The following is a 21,331-nucleotide window of genomic DNA, read 5'->3' on the forward strand; positions in this document are numbered from 1 at the left end:
GTTTTTTCCTCGTTCCCAGTAAGGAATATGCGGATGAAGGATGAGGCGGAGGTCTGTGTTCCCAGGCAAAACATGGGAATAGCGATGCATCCAAGGGACGCAAAGCATTTTGGCTTCGAGGATCATTTTGGGTCGCGCCTTTTGTGCTGCGACGAAGTGGCAGGATACTGCTTTGCCAGGGGCGCCCAAAAAAATTAGGGCATTCGGAAATGACAAACCTTAATTACACCCTTGCGCGGAGCGCCATTTTGAGGTTCTTTGCGGAGCTTTCTTACAAGAAAGCGGCCCGCTGGAGGCGGGCTTTTTTTTTAAATCACTCCATGGACGCCATGGCATGATTTATTTGTTGGCTTGGGCTTCGTCCAGCACCTTGCGCACGGTTTCGGAAAACTGAACCAAAGACAAAGGTTTGGTGCAAAAGGCCTGGATTCCCAGTTTTGCGGCCTTGGCGCGATCGAAAAAATCGCTGTGCCCCGTGCATGCGATCACCGGAAGGTCCGGAGCGAATGCCCGCACCTTTTGTATCAACGCCTCGCCGGTCATGATGGGCATGGTCTGGTCCGTCACCAAAAGGTCGACCGGCTCGCTCTCTTCTTGCAGATATTCCAACGCTTTCACGGGGCTGGTAAATATGACCGGCTTGTATTGCAGCTTTTCCAGCAGGTTTTTTCCCAACTCTGCAATGGAAGGTTCATCATCGACGAAAACCACGCGCTCTCCGTCTCCAAAGGCGACGGATGGTTTCTTGGGCGCCTCCATAATTGCGTCCTCCAGCCTGGGAAACAGCACGGTAAAGGATGTCCCTTTGCCCGGCGTGCTCCGCACGGAAATAGATCCGCCATGGGCTTTTACAATCCCGTGGACGACCGAAAGGCCGAGCCCTGTGCCTTGCCCGGGCTCCAGGGTGGTAAAATAAGGGTCGAAAATCTGCGCCAGGGTTTTGGCGTCCATGCCGCGGCCCGTATCCGTGACCATCAATCGTATGGCCGGAATCAGCAGGCCCGGCGCCTCCATCTCCAATTCCCAGGCTTCCGCTTCCACGTTATCCAATACAATGGACAGGGTCCCCCCTTTTCCGTTCATGGCCTGGACGGCGTTGGTTCCCAGATTCATGATAAGCTGCTTCATCTGTGTGTTATTGCCTTTGATGGGGCAGGGCTCCGGAGGGATTTTGGAGTTTACCGCCACTGTCGCCGGCAGGGTGGCCTGGAGCAATCTAACGGCGTCGGCGGCCAAAGGCCCTAAATTGATGGGCGACTTCTCCATCGAGTCCTGGCGGGAGAATGTCAGGATTTGGCTGACCAGGTCTTTGGCCCTGTCGGATGCGTTCAGCACTTGCTGCAGGTTTTCCCTGGATCTTGTTTTCGGCCTCATGTCCGACATGGTCAGTTCCGTAAAGCCCATGATGATATTCAAAAGGTTATTGAAATTATGGGCGATGCCTCCGGCAAGGGTGCCGATTGCCTCCATTTTTTGGGCCTGCCGCAATTTGGTTTCCAAGTGCTTTTCATTGGTCACATCCCGGATTATGGCCATGACCGCGGGCTCGTCCTCCCATTTAATCCGGACCAGGTTGGCCGTGGCCCATTTGGTGGCGCCTGAACGCGCAATAACCCTAAGACTGATGGATTTATGGGACCCTTCGGAGTCAAGCAAGTGCTCAAAGGCGTCCCGCGCCCGGCCTTTATCCAGGGGATGAATTTGTTCAAAAACGTCAACATAATCCGTCTCATTTCCAGCATATCCCAAAAGGCTGCACATGGCCTGATTGGGGAATTTCAGGTTATTGTGCTGAATGATTCCAATGGCCTCGTTGGCGTTTTCCACCAGCAAGCGGTACTTTTCCTCGCTTTGCTCCAGTTCCTTTTTGGACTCGATCAGGTTTCTTTCCGCTTCCATGCGGCCCGTGATGTCCAACACCACGCCGTTTGTGTATTCCGGCCTGCCCATGTCGTCAAACGTGTTGCTGGCAATTACCTTCAGCCACCCGCTCCGGCTTCCATCGGGATGACAATATCGGGCGCTCCTTTGAAAGCTCATTTGGGTCATGGAGATAAGCATCCCCTGAGCAAAAGCGGCCCTGTCGTCTTCATGAATAATATCCCACCATGTGTTGAAATCCATGGGATTTTCGATGCCGAAGATGGTTTTTAACGAAGGGCTGGCAAAGACGACGGAGACGCTTAACGGTTTTTCCGGATCGTATTGCAGGCGGTACACGGCGAAATTGGCCGGGGTCTCCATGAGGGAGCGAAGCTGCTTCTCGTTGTTTTCAAGCGATTGCTCGGCCCGTTTGCGTCTGGAAATATCCCGCATGATGGCGTTCAGGGCGATCACACGGTTGTTCTCAAACTGCCGCGTGGTCACGACTTCCACAAAAAACGGGTCTCTGTTTTTGGGCTGAAACAAGAACTCCACGGTCAGGGCGTCTCGTTTCTGGGCTTCCTCGGGAGTATAGTCAGCTAAAAAGTTTCTGCTTCTTTCATCCACGACAAAATCCAAAAAGTCCCGCCCTTCAACCTCGTCGCGCCCGTATCCGGCGAATTCCCTGATGGCCGGACTGCAGTAGCGAATTGTGCGGTCCAAACCAACGGAAAGCACCACGTCTTTTTGGTTTTCCGCCAAAAACCGGAATTTTTCCTCGCTCTCGACCAGGGCTTCCTGCGCCTGAATCCTGGCGATGGCGTTGCCCACCGTGGTTGCTATAAGTTCGATGGCCGTGCGGGCTTCGGCGGGCACAGCCTTGAGTTTGTGCGAAGCCAGCCCAAAGCAGGCGATCACCTTGGCGCCATGCATAATGGGGACAAGCCCCATGCCCGACAGATGCTCCTCATCCAGGCCTTTGATCTGATTCCAGGGAGGGGAGCCTGCATTGGCGTAAATGGGTTCGCCATCCAGAATCAAGCGCATTTGCGCAGAATCCATGGCCAGCCGGAGCAATTCATTCAAAAAGCTTTGGGAAAGGCCTTTGTTTGCGACAAGCCGTATCCCCTTGATGGGATCGATCAAATGGACGCTGCCCGCGTCCAGCCCCGTAATCTTAAGCGCTGCATCCAGACAGGTGACTGCAGCCTCGTCAATATTGACGGCGCCGGCCAGGGCTATGCTTAAATCCCGTTGGGCGATAAGAATTTCCTCGCTTCGGATCGCGCCGCCGGGCATGTTTTTTTCAGGATGTGAATTTTCCATATTTTTAGACTATTATATTGATTTACCCCAAGTTGGTTTTAAATTTACGCCTTGACGTGACAGAGCAAGTGCAATAGATGCTTGATGAAAGTCTTGTCAGTTTCAAGAACTCGATTATTGGCAATGCAAAGCCCATACCATGATGTTTGGGGAATAGCTCAGCTTTCGTCCGGGGGTGCATAATGGAACACTTGGAAGGAATTATTCAAAGAGGACCGGGACAGGACCTGTATTACCAGCGTTGGCGCCCGGACCAGGACGCCAAAGCGGTTTTGGCCATTGTCCATGGATTTGGAGAGCATAGCAGCAGATACGCCAATGTGGTGGATGTTCTGGTCCCCGCGGGATACGCCGTATACAGCTTTGACAACCGGGGGCATGGAAAATCCTTTGGAAAACGGGGTCACATCAGCAACTGGGAGGATTTCCGCACCGACGTCTTCGCCTTTCTCCAACTGGTGCGGGAAAAAGAGCCGGACAAGCCCCTGTTCCTCATGGGACACAGCCTGGGCGGCCTTATCGCCCTGGAATTCCTTCTGCGTCTGCCCGACGGCATTGACGGCGCAGTCATCTCAGGCCCTGCACTCACCCAGGGCGCTGTCAGCCCCATACTGCTTCTGATCGGCAAGCTGATTTCCTACGTCATACCCAGCTTCACCCTGGACTCCAAACTGGAGGCCAACGATATCTCCCGGGACCCCAGAGTGGTCATGGACTACAAGAAGGATCCCATGGTCCATAGCCTGGCCTCGGCCCGATTCGGCGCCGAAATGGGCTCCGCCATCAAATGGGTGCGTAAACATGCTGGGGATTTGAAAACGCCCATCCTCATTATTCACGGCGGAGACGACCGTTTGGTGGATCCCAAATGCAGCAGGGAGTTTTTCGAAAAGATAACCATCGACGATAAAAAGCGCATTGAATACGACGGCTACTTCCACGAAACCCATAATGACTTGAACTGGGAAAAACCGGTTTCCGACATTTTGGAATGGCTGGATAAACGCGTGGGGTAAAAATATATTGGTTTTTAAGCGCCCAGCCCTTTATTTAAAAGGCTTGGGCGCTTTTTTTATTGTGGAACGGGCCTGTTATACCACGTTACTTATCCATTCGGGCGGCTTTTACTCATTTTCCGGGCGTTCATGATTTACTTCGGTAAGATTTTAGGACGACGCTGGGTCCCCGTTTCCAGGAGTGCGTCACGATGATTGCAAAACAAACGCAATCATCCCGCCGCCTCCCTCCACGGGGATGACGGAAAACGGAGGCTTTTGACGCCCAAGGGCGTTGGCAATTTCGTGGAATCCAACCAAGGGCGCAACAAGCGCCCTCGAAACTCTCGCCCACCTCGAAAAATCGTCATCCCGGCAAGGGGGGATCCGCTTTCTCGGACCTCCCCGCAAGCCGGGACCCAGCTTCATTATGGATTTGCCTTGGAATATGGCGGCTTGTTGGAACGCAACTCGGCATTAATCGATTTTTGCGAGGCTTTATAGACCGGCTTCATCAGACGACTGCTTCATTTCCAGGGCGAAATACCACATCATAAACCAGATGGCGGCGTCGGTCAGGGTGAAGGTCCAGGCTGTGGGAACATGCGTTGCATCTCCGCCGAAAAGCGTTACCGCGGCAATCATCAGGATCGCGGTCAGATCAAAATTTTTTCTCGCCATTTTAAAAGGCCAGGCATTTTTTACGGCCGGCCATAAAGCCTTTGCAGCCATAACCATCAAAACCAGCACAGCTGCGGAGGCCGCGCCTCCAATAAGCAGGAATGCGGCGTCCAGCCCAGGGTGTGCGCGGATCTGGTCCATGCCGCCGAAAATTCCCATAAACAGGACCACAGGCACATATGCGGCGAAGTGAAGCACCACGAACAGCAGCAGGTTTTTGGAAATGTATTCACAAGCCTTGGATATCCGCGTCAGGGAATAATAGACGGGAGCCCAAAGCCTGACGGCGCTTGTCACAAAAATGACAAAGCCCAGGCCGGTTAAAAAATACGGCCCGGACATGGGCCAGCGAATTAAAGCCAGGTTGCTCCATGCCTCCGGGCGCCCGGCCTGGCCCAACCCTAATCCCGCGGACAATAAAATGGCCCCGATCAGCAAGTCCCTGGCCGGCTTCCCTCCCAAGCGGGAAAAGACGATTCCCGCCAGAACAAGCCCGCCCCAGGGGATTAGGGGAAAGGATCCTGGCATGCCCAGGCTGAACACGTTGCTTACCGAGGTGAACGGAAAGATAAACAGGGCGGCGGCGATAAGGACTGTCATCAATCCCCAAAGCCGGGTCAGGGCGCCGGCAAAACTTTCGGCCAGGGCGGCCGCAGCCTGCCAGAACCACAAAAACCAAAAAAAATCCGACGCCAGCAATCGCCTATGAAACAAAAGGTTTACGCACAAGGTCAGGTAGAAAAAACGGCGGCTGCGCACCCGCATTTCGGCAGGACCCTTGGAAAAAAAACGGTCGAACGTCATGCCGAAACTGAAGAAGAACAACGGCGGGGCCAACTCGAAAAAAAACTGCAGGATCCTGCTTGCTGCGGTCAGGTGGGGCAGGTGGTAGGAAAAATGGGCGGCCGTCATGCACACCACGGACAGGGCGCGTAAAAAATCCAGGCCCGGATCCCGGTCCAATAATTCAAAGTCCGCCCGGCGTTGGTTGGCGTGTTTGCTCAAATTCCCCCCCGGCTAATCAGCCTCCTCTTCCTCGCTTTTATCCTGGCCCGGGCCGCTTTCGTAGCTCACGTCAAAGGCCCGGATCTCCTCCCGGCAATGGGCGCAGCACATCATGGGCTCCAAATCGTGCCCGCAGGTCTTGTGGTGCAGCCTCAAAGGCGGCCCTTCCTCGCCCGAAAGCCATTTGTCCCCCCAACGCATCAGAGCCAGAGTGACCGAATACAACTCCACCCCCTTCTGCGAAAAACGGTACACCACCCGCCTGGCGTCCTCCGGGTCCTTCTTCTTGTTCAAAATTCCGTTCTTGACCAGGGATTTCAAACGGTCCGACAAAATATTGGAGGCGATGCCCAGGTTGGCCTGGAATTGATCGTAATAGCGGACCCCGAAAAACGCCTCCCGCAAAATCATGAAAGTCCACCGATCCCCCAATATTTCCAAAACCCTGCCCACGGAGCAAGTACGGTGATCTTTGTTTTTTTTCAAAGTATTTTCAATCCTTTCCAAAAAATTTTCGTGATTATAAAAAAAATGCTTGCAAATAGCAAGTAAAATAAGGCAGGATAAATTTACTTTTTATTTGCAAGTAAAATCCGCGGCCGCAATTCCTCAAAAATTCCAACCAAGGAGAAGAAAAATGAGTCAAGACATTTTAATTCTGGAAATGGACGGAGACGTCGCACGCATTACCCTGAACCGGCCCGAGGTGCACAACGCCTTGAGCATGGAGCTTTCCTACCGGCTGGTGGAGGCCGTGGAGACGGTAAAACGATCCACCAAAACCAAGTTTGTGGTTTTCAAGGGGGCGGGCGGCACATTTTGCGCCGGCGACGACATCACGGAGATGTTCCGGTGGGTGGAGGACGAAGAAGGCCAATACACCCTGGGCGCTAACGGCGTTATGCGGAAGGTTCGGATTTATCAGGACATGGCCAACGCCATCGAGGAGCTGGACAAGCTGACCATCAGCGCCGTGGACGGGTACGCCGTGGGCGGCGGCCTGGAAATCACCATGGCCTGCGATTTTGTCATCGCCACGGAGCGGGCCAGGTGGGGCATGCCCGAGGTGGACAGCGGCATCACTCCCGGCTGGGGCGGAACCACGCGCATGGCCAGGTATATCGGCAAACGCCGCACCAAGGAAATCAACATCATCGGCGCCATCATGAGCGCTCAACGCGCCGTGGACTGGAACCTGTGGAACCGGGTCGTCCCCAACGATCAACTGGAAGTAGAAGTGGAAGCGCTGCTGGAGGTGCTGCGATCCAAAAACCAGCAGGCCTGCCGCCAGTTGAAGTACATCATCAACCGCGGCTGCGAGACCGAGTTGTACACGGCACAGGGCTTTGAAATGCTTTCCGCAGGGCTTAGCGGGGCGGTGAACGGCCTTTGGGAGGTTCAGGACGCAGACCAAGGCAAGGGGATCGCCGGCTTTTCGGAAAAGAACAACCTGTGGCAAACCCGCCGAAGTCTCTCCAAAAACTTCTGGGCGGAATAGCTTAAAGTACTACTATGGGGTCAAATCTACGTTTGACGTTTGAAGTCTCCAAAAACGCCTCAAACGTCAAACGTAGATTTGACCCCATTCCCCGATATGAAAGATATTCAATATATCTCGCAAAAAGGGGAGATGAGCATCCTATCTATACGAAATCGTTCTGAAATAACCTGAACGGCTGCTGTTGGGATTTCTCCGTCCATGACATTTCGCGCCGCTTTGGTTTGCTTTGTTTTTCTTCCCGATGTACTATGGGGGCAGGTCTACGTTTGACGTTTGAAACCCCAAAAACGCCTCAAACGTCAAACGTAGACCTGACCCCATTCCCCGAAAAAAAGGAAGAATCAACGTGAGTAAAAGACTGCGGGAAGTCATTTCCAATCCGTTGCACGTATTTTTGGGCGTCACGGACATCCAATCCGAAAACGGATGCGGCGAGATCATCCTGACGATCAATAAAAACGTCATCAATCCCCAGGGCACACTGCACGGCGGAATTATCTACACTCTGTCGGATGTATGCGCTTATGCAGGGCTTTTAAGCCTGTTGGACGACGATACCGAAGCCGTGACCCATGACATTCAGGTTTCCGTCATGCGTTCGGCCATGCTGGGCGATGAAATCCGGTTCAAATCCGAGGTGATTAAAAGGGGCAGGAGCATTTGCTTTTTGCAGACCAAAGTCACCCTGGGCGAAAAAATCATCGCGACGGCGAAGATCACCAAAAGCCTGATTCCCATGTTTTGAAAGAATCTCCCTCTGTTTTCAGGAACGGAGCCTTATGCTGGAATCCATCGAGCCCTCATTATTCATCCTGGCGGGAATCGTCCTGCTTTCCTACACGGTGCAGACTTTTTCCGGGTTCGGCTCCACCATCATCGCCGTCACCCTGGGCTCTCATCTGTATCCCATCCCGTTTTTGCTGCCCATTCTGGTGCCACTGGATCTGTTTTTAAACGCCTATCTTACAACGCGTCACCGCCGGTTTATCGACAAGCCGGTTTTGCTTCGGCGGATTCTGCCGGCCATGGGCGCGGGCCTTCTGATTGGCATGGCCTTGTTCAGCCTGACGGAAGGGGTTTTGTTGAAAAAGATTTTCGGAGTGTTCGTGGTGCTGCTCTCAAGCCGGGAATTGTGGATCAGGCTGAGGAGCAGAGCCAAGGTCCGGCCTTTGGGGGTCTTGGGTTTTAACGGGTTTACGGCCGCGGCAGGCGTGGTGCATGGGATTTACGCGTCCGGCGGGCCGTTTTTGATTTACGCCCTCAGCCGCCTGAACATGCCCAAGGCGTCTTTCAGGAGCACCCTGGCGGCCCTGTGGACCATCCTGAATCTGATGCTCACCGTCTATTATCTTGTTTCCGGGAGGGTCACGGACGTCACGCTGACTCACAATCTGCTTTTGCTCCCCATGATTCTATTGGGAATTGTGATCGGGGAAAAGCTGCACGCTTGGATTAACGAATACGCCTTCACCATCCTGGTGTTTGTCCTGCTCCTGGGCGCGGGGGCGTCCATCACATTTTGACACGATCGTCAATCCGCCGCCTTTTTTCCCACCAGGCCCAACATCAATAACAAAATCAATGAAACCGCCATTACTCCTACAAAGACCAGCATGGTCTGCCACACGCTCCAGCCCCACCACAAGGGGGCGTTTACCAGAACCGTTCCCCCTCCCACAATGGGCAGGGCGAAAGCGTTCATCACGGCGATTTCATAAGCCACGGGTGTGCGGAACTCCGGGTCTACAATGCGCAGCAGCAACAGGCCGCAGGATACCGTGCCCGTCACCGTGCCGAAGATGGCGGCCGTGCGCTCCAGGGAATAGCCCGGAACCCGCCTGCCGAACCAGATTATGACCAGGGTCGTGCTCAGCCCCACGGCGATGGATATGGCGGCGATGGGCAAAATGTACTCCCAGACCACTTTTAATTGGATGGCCATGACCGTGGCCACGATCAAATAATCCACGGACCAGCCTGTGATCCGGCGCTGAACCCCCGGGTCGGCAATGTGGCCCAGTCCGGCCAGGGACATAATTTTTTTCAATACCAGGGCCGCGCCCAGGCCGAAAAAGAAGAAAAAGCCCCATAAAATGGCGCCCACGTCCGGCGGTAAAAAAGAGGCAGCCGTTCGGATGAAAGCGTAGGTCAGTCCGTACACCACGCCGATCAGGGCCGCCTGAAAGGCCATGGTTTCCGCGTTGCCCGAGTGGATGGTCAGTTTGCCTGCGTTTTCGCAATCCACGCCTGGGGAGAAAACGCCCAATACGCAGTCCTGGCTGAGGTTTTCTCCTCCGTGAAAAGCCCGTCCCTTGCGCATGCCGTAGTTCACCAGGGGGACGCCCACGAAAAAGGAAAAAAAATACCCGACGGCGGCGAAGGTCAGGCCGATAGTGGCGCCGTTGGCGAACCCCACCGCCTCCCAGGCCTTGCCAATGGACAGAGCCTGGCCCGGGCCTTCGTTAAACCCCAGAGGAACCAAAAAGCCGAATGTGCTGAATAGCTCAAAGCCCAATGCGCCGAAAATCAGGACGAACAGGCCGCCGATCACCGCCTGTAAAGGAAAGGTCATGCCTTGGATCAAAGCCATCCAGGCCGGGCCTTTTACGCCGGCGATTTTCGCCCCGGTTTCGTCCTCCGCGTCGTTTCGGGTAAGTCCCACGGAGATGAACGACACGTTAAAAAAATGATACCCGAAGTTTTCCAGCGCGCCGGTTTCTATGTTCAACAATCCGGTCTGCATGGCGATGAGCCCTGCGAATCCCCCCACAAGGCAGCTTGGGAACAGGAACCTCTGGATAAAGGCGACTCTGGCCCGTAAATAAAGGCCCATGATCAGAAAAAAGGAAAGCCAGGCGAAAACCAGCATGGAGTCAAACTCAAAGGGCGCGTTCATAGGCGTCTCTTACTCCGTTGGTTAAAGGGCAGGGGGGCGTTTTATATTGGTCTCATCTCAGCCGATCGTTCCCACGCACAAGGTAAGAGGCAGACGCTCCCCCTGTTCCTCGCTCCCATGCTTCGCGTGGGAATGCATATGGAACTATCTGAAATCAATTGATTTTCAAGTGATAATAGTCCTGCTGAAACCCTCAGGAACAAGGCCCAAATGCACCCATAGCCTTTCAGCCGCAACTACTGTACGAACAGGTCGTTTACAAAGCTCACCAGGATTTTTTTTCGGGCCGGGGCCGGCAGCAGGTTCAAGACCCCGTTGATTTCCGCCATGCGATCCGGCAAACCCTCGCCCTCCAGGCCGGCCATGGCCAAAAGCCCGTTGATATCCTCGTCCGTGGCCTGGGACAAATCCAGGTCCTGAAGCATGGGCCGCAGGGAGGTTACAAGCTCGCCTTCCGGCATGCCGGCGGCGATGGCCGTGCATTCCTCCAGGTCTTCCAGGAGCTTGTCCTCCCACCCCACGTTGGAGGCGGACACGGAAAGATGGATGTGCGCCGGGCAGTTGTCGTAGGACAGGGCCGGCTGGATGTACCATCCCCGGGAGTTCATCTCGTCGATAATGTGGAAAACGTTGACGGAGTCGGAAGTGAAGGCGATGAGCGTCATCTGGGGTTGGGCCAACAGCCGCAGGTCCTTGATCTTGGGAATGCCAGCCGTGATTTTCTTGACGGCTTCCAGCTTTTTCCGGGCGATTTCCAAATACCCCTGATCCCCGATGCGATTCAGCACGGCCCAGGCTGCGGCCATGGGGCCGCCGGATTTGGAGCTTTGCACCGCGTTATTGATGATGGTGTAGCCGATCCATTCCGCGCAGGCGAAGATCTGATGCTTGCGCAAGGATTTGTCCCTGTACATGACCAGGGAAGCGCCTTTGGGGCAATAGGCGTATTTGTGGAGGTCCATGGACATGGACGAAACGCCGGGTACGGAAAAGTCGAAATCCGGCACAGGCTCTCCCAGTCGCTTGAAATAGGGCAGCAAAAACCCGCCCATGCACGCGTCCGTATGGAGCCATAAATCCTTTTCCAGGGCGATTTTTCCCAGTTCCTCGATGGGATCGATGACGCCCTGGGAATAGGTGGGCGCCGAGCCCACCAGCATGATAGTTTCATCAGTAATCGTTTGCCAGACCGTTTCCGGGTCTACTTGGTAGGTCCGGGGATTTACGGGAACCTGGAGCACCTTAAGATTCAGGTAATGGGCGGCTTTATAGAAAGCGGCGTGGGCCGTGGTGGGCAGAATGATTTCCGGGGCTGTAAGGCCAGGCCATTCCTCCCGGTAATAATCCCGGGCCGCCTTGACCGCCAGGATGATGCTTTCCGTGCCTCCGCTGGTGAAGTTGCCCACCGCCTGATCTCCGCCCCGCAAGTGCTGGGCGCCGAAGGCGGCAAGCTCCTTTTCCAGCCGTTGCAGGCTCTGGAACACGGTGAAATCCAGCCCGTTTTCCGAAAGGAACTCGTTGTAAGCCTGCTTGGCCGTATGCTGCACTTCCGCGCCCGGATCAAAGACGTATCCAAAAACCCGGCCGTCCTTCCACTTGACGTCGTTTTTCCGAAAGTCCTGCAAGGCTTCAAAGATTTTGTCCTCAGGCAATCCCTTTTCAGGCAGCTTCATAGAATCCCTCCATGGATGATGGGGGCTGATGGGGTCAAATCTACGTTTGACGTTTGACTTCCCAAAGGGCTCAAACGTCAAACGTAGATTTGACCCCATGCCATTTGGTTGGCTTGCATTTCAAGAGTAAGAAATACCACAAGGCGGATTTTGCTGCAATTATTTCCGGCAAGGCTTAGGGAGGCTGTTTTAAACCCTTACGTGCGCCTGCACAGGCCCAGCCGAATTACCTAAAAACACCATGACGCAATAACCTAAAAATCGTCGAGCTTAATAATCTGAAGAATTATGCAAAACGCCCTCCCGGGCGCTATTCCAGGGAGGGCGTTTGCATCATGAAAAAAAATTGGCGGGCTATTCGGACATTTTGAAGATTTTAAAGGCCATGCCGGCGGTGATCATGCCCAGTCCGTGCTGGACCGCTTCAAAGATGTCCTGTTCGGACCAGCCCATATCCTTCAGGGCCGCGATGTCTTCCGCCGAGGACATGGCCGGGTCCTGGGTCACTTTAAGCACGTATAGGAGCATGGCCTTGTCCTTGTCGTCCAGTTTGGCCTTGGAGGGGTCGGCCTTGACCGCGTCGACGTCCTCCTGGGAGAGGCCGCCCAGCATTTTGAGCATGCCTTCATTCAACGCAATGCAATACTCGTATCCCTCGTTGTAGGCCACCAGCATGCGGATATGGGCCAGCAGGGGGAATTTCAGGCTGGGATGGGAGATGTAATACTTCAGGCCGTTTCCCTGGGCTTCCACAAAAAAGGGGCTGATGCTCATCATCTGCATGGGCAGGGCCACCGGGGCGCCCATGTTTTCAAAGATGGAATAGGCTTCCTTGGTGACTCCCGTTGCTTCCTCCGGTTTGACGGTCTTGAGTAAAGGCATGTCTTGTCTCCTCTTTTTATGGGGGTTATTTGCCGAAACCGCATCTGGGGTAGATGCATGTTTTGCAGTCAAGACAAAAAGCGCCGTGGCCCATTTGGGCGAGATCCTTGCGGGTGATTTCCAGGTTCGCCAAAAGCCTTGGCAGTAAAAGGTCGAAGCTGGTGCGTTCGTGGAACAAAGCGCAGGCCGGCACGCCGATGACCTGGGTTTCGCCCATGTTGGCCAAAAGGGTCATGTTTCCCGGGAGGATGGGGGCGCCGTACAGCAGGTTTTCGGCGCCGGCGTCCGTCAGGCCCAGGCGGGTGACGTCGTCTGGGTCCACGGAAAGGCCCGCGGTGGTCACCAAAAGATCCACGCCCGCCTCCACGAATTTTTTGGCGCAAGCGCTGATAGCTTCCCGATCGTCGGCCACGATGTCCGAGCAAATGACCTTGCTTCCGTAATGCTCCACCTTTTTTTGGATGATGGGCGTGAATTTATCCTGCACCAGGCCCTGAAAAACCTCGGTGCCCGTCACCAGCACCCCGGCTTTGGCCTCCCGCATGGGATGCACCTGATACACGGGTCTGTGCACCAGCCCGTCCATGGCCTGATTGAAATACTGTCTGTGCAGATACAGTGGCAGGGCCCGGGTTCCGGCCAGTTTGTCGCCCTTTTTAACCACGGTGCAGGAATGGCGGCCCGCGCAGGCCACGCCCAGGACGGAGTTGAACGCCTCCAGGGCAGGGACGTCCACGGTCAACAGGCCGTCCCGGTCCGCGATGATTTCCGCCTTGCCTTCCCGGGGGGTATCCGTAAAAGCTGCGCCGTCGCCGGCCATGGCCTTGGCGAAAGCCAGGGCGGCTTCGTCTTCATGGACCCACTCGGCGCCGGGATTATTATTTTCGGCCGTATACACCCGGGTGCGCCCCATTTTCTGCAAACGGCACACGTCCGCGCCTTTGAGCTGCTGTCCTTTTTTGTAGAGCGGGCCTTTTTCCTCGCCGGGAATGATCCGGGTCATATCATGCAGGGCGTGCATGCCTTCGGAGTCTTCTACATTCACGGCCGTCAAGTCCGGGGCGGGGGGCATGGACGGTTCAGGCGCCTTGGCCGCGGTTAGGTATGGGGTTTGCCCCTGGCACGACAAACACAGGCTGCCGTCCTCCCAGGGGTAGGCTTCGCCGCATTGCCTGCAGATGTCAAATCCCTTGCGCCTTTTGTGCTCCAGGTACGAGGGCTTCATCCGGACTTTGGCTAAAGAACAAAAACCGGCGCCGGCGTCGTAAATCTGTTCCAAGAGCAGGTCGAAATCCTGTTCCTTTTTAGGCTTTAGCTTGAAAAACCACGATTTCACCTCGGGCCAGGCGTCCAGCTTGGGCGGGTCCACATAAACCCGAATCCCTTCGCCGTCGAATTTCTCGAACATGGTCAAAGCAAAAAGGCCCATGTTGAGGATTTTAAGCCAGCCGTTGCCGATGGTGCACGGCGTCAAAAGCTGGATGGCGTCCGGCAGGCACGCCCTGGTTTCGCAAACGGCGTCAAAAAATTCCCCTTCAGGGAGGTTGTTGACGGCGGCGTCCACCATAAAGCCGCCTATGAGCATTCCCGGCGCCAGGTGGCCGTGGAAATTTTTCACCATATCCAAATAATGTTCGTACGTGTTGCCGCAAATTGTTTTCATCAAACTTCCTGAATTAATTGTGGGAGTCCCAGTTGTTCGGCGTTGATGCCACGGCTTGCGCGACGGGAATCGGACGGGAGAAGAGCTTGCCCTTCTCCCGAATAAATCGCGTTTTAAGCCGGCGATTGTTTAGACTGCTTCCACCCTGCACGGCACAAACCGGTGAATGGGGGTGCCCAAGGTACTGCGATGGGTGTTTTTAGTCAAATGATTTACATTCAGGCCGTATGCTTCGTCCCCGTACTGCAGGCCGAAGCCGTGGGGGATCAACACCGTGCCCTGGCGAATCTGGTCGCTTATCTGCAACTCCCCTTTGGCCGAACCCGCTTCGGTGAACACTTCCACCTGCTGGCCGTCCTTCAGGCCCAGCGCCTCCGCCTGGCCGGGGTGCACGGCCACGGTGCAGGCCCGTTTGCCTTTGTTCCAATCGGGATTGCGCATGAGCGTGTTGGCGTTGTAATCCATGTGCCTTCCCGCGTGGAGAATCAGCGGAAAGCTCTTGGGCATGATCATGTCCTGGGCCTCGGATTGCGCGTCCAGGGCTTTGACGCCTTCCTCCAGTTCCGGGACGAACACCTCCACCTTGCCCGAAGGAGTCTTGATCAGGCTCAAATTTTCGTCCGGGTCCACCTTGCCCACCCAAAGGCCCTGAGGATTATCCATCAATGCCTGGAAGATCCGGTCTCCCATGTCCAGGCCCGGCTCAAAACCGGCCCGGGCGGCGTTTTTTCTGAAGGCCTTGGGCGCGGTCATGAACAACCCCCAGATGGCGGCCAAAGCTGCGGAGTCCCATTCCTCGCCCAAGGTTTTGGCCAGCACAAAGGGCATGACCTTCATGGCGTCGGGATTCGCCCCCGCGAACTCCATGAGCTTGGCGCCGAAGGTCAGGCGGTCTCCCTTGGCGGCTTCGTGCAATTCGTCGGGAATCTCCGGGATCAGGCCCATCTTGTCAGCCAGCATGGTCGTAATCTGGGAGGATTCCCGGCAAAGGGGAGGGGGCTCCACAATTGGCTTGCGAATCTGGAAAAAGACCTCCGGGAAATTATTGGGGAAAAACGTGCCGTCACAGGACTCGTAAAAGGTCCGGCAGGGCAGCACGTAGTCCGCCAGCCGGGCTGTTTCGGTCATGGCGATGTCGTTGACCACCAGCAAATCCACCTTGTTGAAAGCCTCTTCATAAGCCTGGGAGTCCGGGTAGGACCGGAGCGGATTGACGGCGCTCACGTAAACGGCGCGCAGTTTTTGAGGATGATCCGAGAGAATCTCCTCGGGCATGACGGCCGGAGGAAAGGAGCCCGCTGCGGCCGGCGGCATGTCCGTAGCCATGGTGCGCCAGGTTTTGGGATCCCGCTCATCCGCATGAAATCCCATGGGAACCACAAATCCGGGAATGACGTTTCCGCCCCGCACCCCGAACCGTCCGCAAATGGCGGCCAGGATATTGAGCAGGTACAGGCTGTAAACGCCTTTGCGGCCCATGTACAGGCCCAGGTCCGGGTGCACGCACCACTTTTTAGCCGCCAGGATGCGGCAGAATTCCATAACCTGATCAATATCCAGTTCGCAGGCTTCTATGGCGGCTTTGTAGTCAAATCCCTCAAACCAGGGCTTGATCCCGTCCCAGCCTTCCACATTGGCCTGGATGTATTCGGTCTTCTCCCAGCCCTTTTCCACGATAATGGCGATCATGGCTTTAAGAAGCAAGGCGTCCGCCCCGGGCCGCACCGCCACGTGCATGTTGGCGACGGCCGCGGTTTCGCTCTTGCGGGGATCCACCGCAATGAGCATTTTGTCCGGGTCTTTGGATATGGCCCGCAGGGTTTTCCGGGCCTGGGGCATCTGGTGGCTCATCATGCCGTTCCAACCCCAGGCGATCAAAACTTCTGCTGCATGTTCATCCGGGGCGGCGAGGTTATACTGCTTGCCCAGCATGCGCCCGAACAGCCACCACGAGTCGGAGAACTCCTGCCCGGCCGAGGAATAATAATACCTGGACCCAAGATTCCTCAGCCAGGTCAGGCCGAAGGTGGCTTCCAGGTGCCCGCCCTGGGCGCTGCCGCCCATGTAAGCCAAAGCTCTTGGACCGTGCTCCTTGTGAATGGCCTGCATCTTTTCCGCGATTTCGCTGATTGCCTGGTCCCACGAAATGGGCTCGAACTTGCCGTTCACCTTTTTTAACGGCTCGGTCAGGCGATCTTTCGGGTACTGATGATAACGCACGTTCAATCCCTTGCGGCAGGCGTAGCCCTGGCTCCGGGGATTGTCCTTGTCCGGCCTGGACTTGACGATTTTGCCGTCTTCCACCAGCAATTCCAGTCCGCAGTTTTGCGCGCAAAGCACGCATCCCGATTTATGCCACTTACCCATGATCGCCCTCCTTAAAAAAACGTGGTTATCGGTTTTACAGCGGTTGCTTGTTTTGCAGAAGCTGCTCAAACACAATACGTTTAAATACTTGAATGGATTCGCCGTTTTTCATGACCTTGGTCTGGAGCAGAGTCCCCTGCCACGCGCTGATGATAAAATGCGCCGTGGCCTCCACGGACAGATCCTCCGGGACCTCCCGGGCCTTGACCGCCTCTTCCAATACCTTGGCGACGCCCCGGCGCATTTGCTCCAGAATGTTTTCCAGCTTTTCCCGGAACGGGTCGCTCTGGTCGCTCATCTCCAGGCACAGGTTGCCCACCGGGCAGCCGCCCGTGTAGTTCATGCGCTCAAAGTTGTCTTCATAAGCCTGGAAAAAGTTTTTCAACCGCTCCAGCGGAGAAAAAGATTTGTCGTACATGGCGGCGATGCCCACGGACGCGGCCCACACGGCCATATAGTCCAGAAGCTCCAGGCCGAAATCCTCCTTGCTGGGGAAGTAATGGTAGAAGGATCCCTTGGGGACCTTGGCGGCCTTGAGGATTTCGCCGATGCCGGTATGGTTGAAACCTTTTTTGTAGACGAGTTTGGCGCCGTGTTGGAGGATTTTTTCTTTGGTTTCGTTTTTCATGGGGGCGATATTAGTAGACCGGTCGTCTCATGTCAAGGAAAATCGCCCCGGCCCCTTGGAAAAACGCCTGGGACGGCGGAATGCGCTACTTGATAAACCGGATGGTCAGAGGATACTTGTAGCCGACGCCGTCGGCGGCTTTCACCGTGGCGATGATGCAGACCACCAGCACGAAGATAGCCAGCACAGGCGCGATGACAAAGCCTATCAGCACAAAACAGAGCAGGCCGGTCACCCAGGTGTAGATGGTGGTGCAAATCTGGAAGTTCAAGGCCTCCTTGCCTTCCTGGTCGATAAAGGGATGGGATTCCTTTTTTATCAGCCAAAGCACCAGGGGAACCAGGATGTTGCCGATGGATGGAAGAACCAGCAAACCCAGCAGGCCTCCTATATGGCAAAGGGCCGCCCAGCGGCAGGCGTTCTGGTCCGGAGTTTGGCTCTCATGGGGCGCTTGTTCTATTTGCATGCTGCGTTCCTTTTTTTCAAACTGCCTTCAAGCAAGCAATTCAATTCCAAGGCAAGTCCACAATGACGCTGGGTCCCGGCTTGCGGGTGATCCTGAAAAGCAGGATCGCCCTTGCCGGGATGACGACTTTTGAGGCCGACGAATTCCACAGGGCGCTTGCCGCCTTCTTGGAGGATGCAAGGCCATCTTTCTAACTTCTTCGGCGGATAAAACCGCCGCACTCCGTCATCCCCGTGCAGGGAGGCGCCGGGATGATTGCGGCTTTTATGCAATCATCATGACGCACTCCCGGAAACGGGGACCCAGTGTCATCCTGAAATTCCGCCAAAGTCAAACTTGAAGCCTGGAAAATGAGTACAATAACGACTCTGATGATGGCAACTTGGCATTAGATCCCGCTTCATAGCAGGTGCGCAAGAATGCCATCATTGTGCCAGAAATGCAACCAAGCCTTATAAAACCTGATCCTTTTTCTTTTGGGCTTTATCCAGAACCCGTCTGACGATGCCGGCGACCCGGTTGCGCGCCATGGGCTTCATGAGGAAGGCGGCCACCCCCAGGGCTTCGGCCTGCTCCTGGGAGATATGCTCGGAAAACCCCGTGCACAGAATGACCGGCGTGTCCGGGCTTTTTTGCATGATTTCCACGGCCAGTTGGTCTCCCGTCATGAGGGGCATGGTCATGTCCGTGATGACAAGATCGTAATCTTTCGGGTTTTTGTAAAAGGCTTCCAAAGCATCTATGCCGCTGTCGTAGGGATCCACCCGGTATCCCTGGCGCTCCAGCATTTGTTGGGTCATGCGAAGAATCTGCTGGTCGTCTTCCACCAGGAGGATGCGTTCTCCGCCTCTGGGGGCCGGCCCGTGGAATTCCGGGATGGATATGACCGGCGCCTTGTCCGTGGAGGGAAAATACAGGTCAAAGGTGGAGCCTCTTCCCGGAACGCTGGTGACGTTGATGAACCCGTTCATTTTGGTGACGATGGCGTGGACGAGGGCGAGCCCCATGCCGGTGCCTTCCCCCACTCCCTTGGTGGTGAAGTAAGGCTCGAATATTCTGTCCCGTATCTCTTCGTCTATTCCTTGGCCCTGGTCCGAAACGCTGATTTTGACATAGCCTCCGGGCGGCATGTTGGGGACGGGCGCATCCTGGCCTTGCTTTATATCCATGAAGCCCAGGGTGATGTCCAGGATTCCTCCCGTGTCCCGCATGGAGTGATAGGCGTTGGTGCACAAGTTCATGACCACATGGTGGATTTGGGCTGAGTCCGCCAGGATGGCGGGGATGTTCGGGGCCAGGCTTTGCTCCACCTTGATGGTGGAGGGCACGGCTGCGGAAATGAGCTTGATGACCTCCTTCATAATGGGATTCAGGTCCAGGGCCTCCAGCTTTTCCTCAGAGCGGCGGGAGTAGGTCAGGATCTGGTACACCAGTTCCCTGGCTCTGTCCGCCGCATACAGCACTTCCTGCAGGCTTTCGTGGGCCGGGCTGTCTTCGGGAATGTCCTCGATGGCCATTTCCGTATATCCCACGATGGGATACAAAACATTGTTGAGATTATGAGCGATTCCGCCGGCCAGGGTGCCGATGGCCTCCAGCTTTTGGGAATGCTCCAGCTGTTCCTCCAGGCGCTTTTTGTCCTGCTGGGCCCTGACGTAATCCGTGATGTCCCGGAACGTTCCTCGTATTCCGGTCACCTTGCCGTCCACCTCGGTGGGGCGGCTTGAGGTGCGTATCCAGTGGGATTGTCCGTCCGGGCCGATAATTTCATACTCGGAGCTAAGATTATGGCCGGCGTCCAGCTTGGCCATATTCTCCAAATACGCCGTTTTTTGATGCTCGGGCATGAATTCATGGAGATACTTGCCGATGAGGTCATCCGGGTCCACGCCCAAAACGCTTTTCACGACAGGGCTCATATAGGTGCATAGCCCCTCCCGGTCCAGGGCGAAAAGCACGTCATTGATGCTCTCCACCAGATCCCGGTATTTTTCTTCGCTTTCCTTATGGGCCTGCTCCGCTTTTTTCTGCTCAGTGACGTCGATGATAATGCCGTTGGCGTACATAGCCTCGCCTTCGGCGTCCTGGCTTCCGGTCCCCAGAACCTGGATCCAGCGCCATTGTTCGGTGGGGGCGTGATAATACCGGATGGTTTCATCCAGTTTCAGGGTTTGAAAAGCCTCCATATTGGCCCGGATGATGCGCTCAAAGTCGTCCGGGTGGGCTTTTTCAAACCACAAATGCACCTGGGTGGGGTCTTCCACTCCCAGGATGTCTTTCATGGACGGACTGACAAAAACCACTTCCACGCCGTAGGGGCTGTTATCGTCCCGAACCAGCCTGTACACGGCGAAATTTTTGGCGTTGGTCATGAAGGCGCGAAGATGTCCTTCGGTTTCCATGAGCCACTGGGCGTATTCCGGAGTAATGTCCCCGGATTTTTTGTCCTCTTCGGCTTTACGCAGCATTTGGAGGAAGTTCATGGGCTGCTGATTGTCATTTTCCGTATTCATTCATGATCTCCGAAGCGGTCGATCAGAACTCCGTTACAGGCTTCAATTCCGGTTCAGGATAGATTTGCCCGGCCACGGGCGGCATGGAATTGTAAACCCAGTTAATATCCATCATGCCGATTGTCATTCCCCGTTTACGAAAATAACCCCGGAAGAAGCCGCGCACCAAAATGTCCTCCATTTTCATGGTCAAACCGAACACGGCGGCGTTTTGGCCTTTTTCCAGGGATTTCAATTGGGAGGAGTAGGCCAGGGGCGAAAATACAAGCCGGCTGTCCGAAGGCGCCGTGCATTGCAGGGCGGGAACGATCACGGGGAAACCGTCCTCGCCGACCCAGGAGATGAATTTCATGGCGTCCAGGCGGTTAAAAAGTTTTTGCCCCCAGGGCTTCAGCGCGCCTTTTTCCTTGGAGGCCGCGCCCGACTTGCCGGTCAGGCGTGTGGCGGCCATGGCCGCTCCCAGACGCAATAAAGGCAGACCCACGGGGCCCTGCTTTTCCACCAGATCCAGATAATGCACCGTGTGGATGCCGAAATAGGCGTTATACCGGAACATGGGCTTTTCGTTGAACATCTCGAATTCCGGCCCCGAGGTTTTGGATTCCTTCCACAACGCCTTGCCCGTGCGGATTTTCCGGTCCAGGGTCAGGACCAAAAAGGCCGTGCGCGGGTTGGACTTTACGTGGATTTTACTCAACCCCTGGGCAAACTGGCCGAACATGACCTTTTTCGGCCCTCCCGCCTGCAAAGAAGTGATCAACGTGACGTGAGGCAGGCCTTCCGGGTTGACGGTGGCCAACAATCCGATTTTGGTTTCCGGCTCCAGAGCGGCGATATCCGCTTCATTAAAAAAATCGCTTGATTCCATGTCT

Annotated in this window: 16 protein-coding genes; 4 read left to right on the forward strand and 12 right to left on the reverse strand. The window is 55.4% G+C overall.

The features are described from left to right. Positions 1–339: 339 nt before the first annotated feature. On the reverse strand, positions 340–3,189 hold the full coding sequence (locus tag BUE18_RS25365) for a hybrid sensor histidine kinase/response regulator (RefSeq protein ID WP_073478941.1): 2,850 nt from the start codon (positions 3,187–3,189) through the stop codon (positions 340–342). A gap of 182 nt (positions 3,190–3,371) precedes the next feature. On the opposite strand from BUE18_RS25365, the gene BUE18_RS25370 reads away from it, so the two are divergent. Further along, a complete protein-coding gene (locus BUE18_RS25370) occupies positions 3,372–4,205 on the forward strand; it encodes an alpha/beta hydrolase (RefSeq protein WP_073478942.1) in 834 nt (277 codons plus the stop codon). Between the two features lie 477 nt (positions 4,206–4,682). Here the strand turns inward: BUE18_RS25370 and BUE18_RS25380 are convergent, their stop codons facing one another. Both BUE18_RS25380 and BUE18_RS25385 read right to left on the reverse strand, forming a co-directional pair. Then, complete coding sequence (locus BUE18_RS25380; protein WP_073478944.1) at positions 4,683–5,870, reverse strand: heparan-alpha-glucosaminide N-acetyltransferase domain-containing protein; 1,188 nt, start codon at positions 5,868–5,870, stop codon at positions 4,683–4,685. Between the two features lie 12 nt (positions 5,871–5,882). After that, positions 5,883–6,356, reverse strand: coding sequence for a winged helix-turn-helix transcriptional regulator (locus BUE18_RS25385; protein WP_073478962.1), 474 nt, complete (start codon positions 6,354–6,356; stop codon positions 5,883–5,885). A 151-nt stretch (positions 6,357–6,507) separates the two neighbouring features. Here BUE18_RS25385 and BUE18_RS25390 point away from each other — a divergent pair, with 151 nt between their 5' ends. From BUE18_RS25390 to BUE18_RS25400, 3 genes are all read left to right on the forward strand, one after another. Then, positions 6,508–7,368 carry an enoyl-CoA hydratase/isomerase family protein gene (locus BUE18_RS25390; protein ID WP_073478945.1) on the forward strand — a complete coding sequence of 287 codons (861 nt, stop codon included), beginning with the start codon at positions 6,508–6,510 and terminating at the stop codon, positions 7,366–7,368. A 349-nt stretch (positions 7,369–7,717) separates the two neighbouring features. Next, positions 7,718–8,116, forward strand: coding sequence for a PaaI family thioesterase (locus BUE18_RS25395; RefSeq protein WP_073478946.1), 399 nt, complete (start codon positions 7,718–7,720; stop codon positions 8,114–8,116). Between the two features lie 34 nt (positions 8,117–8,150). Then, positions 8,151–8,894, forward strand: coding sequence for a sulfite exporter TauE/SafE family protein (locus tag BUE18_RS25400; protein ID WP_073478947.1), 744 nt, complete (start codon positions 8,151–8,153; stop codon positions 8,892–8,894). Positions 8,895–8,902: 8 nt separating this feature from the next. Here the strand turns inward: BUE18_RS25400 and BUE18_RS25405 are convergent, their stop codons facing one another. The 9 genes from BUE18_RS25405 to BUE18_RS25450 all read right to left on the reverse strand — a co-directional run bounded on the left by BUE18_RS25405 (position 8,903) and on the right by BUE18_RS25450 (position 21,327). Beyond that, positions 8,903–10,267, reverse strand: coding sequence for a sodium/glutamate symporter family protein (locus tag BUE18_RS25405; protein WP_073478948.1), 1,365 nt, complete (start codon positions 10,265–10,267; stop codon positions 8,903–8,905). A gap of 236 nt (positions 10,268–10,503) precedes the next feature. Next, positions 10,504–11,940 carry a pyridoxal phosphate-dependent decarboxylase family protein gene (locus BUE18_RS25410; protein ID WP_073478949.1) on the reverse strand — a complete coding sequence of 479 codons (1,437 nt, stop codon included), beginning with the start codon at positions 11,938–11,940 and terminating at the stop codon, positions 10,504–10,506. 354 nt (positions 11,941–12,294) lie between these two features. Beyond that, positions 12,295–12,822 (reverse strand): carboxymuconolactone decarboxylase family protein, encoded by a 528-nt coding sequence (locus tag BUE18_RS25415; protein WP_073478950.1) that lies wholly within the window; start codon positions 12,820–12,822, stop codon positions 12,295–12,297. Between the two features lie 25 nt (positions 12,823–12,847). Beyond that, on the reverse strand, positions 12,848–14,485 hold the full coding sequence (locus BUE18_RS25420; RefSeq protein ID WP_073478951.1) for an FmdE family protein: 1,638 nt from the start codon (positions 14,483–14,485) through the stop codon (positions 12,848–12,850). Between the two features lie 129 nt (positions 14,486–14,614). Next, entirely contained in the window at positions 14,615–16,852 is a 2,238-nt protein-coding gene (locus tag BUE18_RS25425) for a molybdopterin-containing oxidoreductase family protein (RefSeq protein WP_073478952.1), read from the reverse strand. A gap of 34 nt (positions 16,853–16,886) precedes the next feature. After that, positions 16,887–17,480: a TetR/AcrR family transcriptional regulator gene (locus BUE18_RS25430; RefSeq protein WP_073478953.1), complete on the reverse strand. Its 594-nt coding sequence runs from the start codon at positions 17,478–17,480 to the stop codon at positions 16,887–16,889. 85 nt (positions 17,481–17,565) lie between these two features. Next, positions 17,566–17,946: a DUF4870 domain-containing protein gene (locus BUE18_RS25435; protein WP_073478954.1), complete on the reverse strand. Its 381-nt coding sequence runs from the start codon at positions 17,944–17,946 to the stop codon at positions 17,566–17,568. Positions 17,947–18,398: 452 nt separating this feature from the next. Beyond that, complete coding sequence (locus tag BUE18_RS25445; protein ID WP_083611290.1) at positions 18,399–20,459, reverse strand: hybrid sensor histidine kinase/response regulator; 2,061 nt, start codon at positions 20,457–20,459, stop codon at positions 18,399–18,401. A 22-nt stretch (positions 20,460–20,481) separates the two neighbouring features. Then, complete coding sequence (locus tag BUE18_RS25450; protein ID WP_073478956.1) at positions 20,482–21,327, reverse strand: pyridoxamine 5'-phosphate oxidase family protein; 846 nt, start codon at positions 21,325–21,327, stop codon at positions 20,482–20,484. Between the last annotated feature and the right edge of the window lie 4 nt (positions 21,328–21,331).

The sequence above is a fragment of the Desulfatibacillum alkenivorans DSM 16219 genome, from assembly GCF_900142135.1.
GTDB classification, from domain to species: Bacteria; Desulfobacterota; Desulfobacteria; order Desulfobacterales; family Desulfatibacillaceae; genus Desulfatibacillum; species Desulfatibacillum alkenivorans.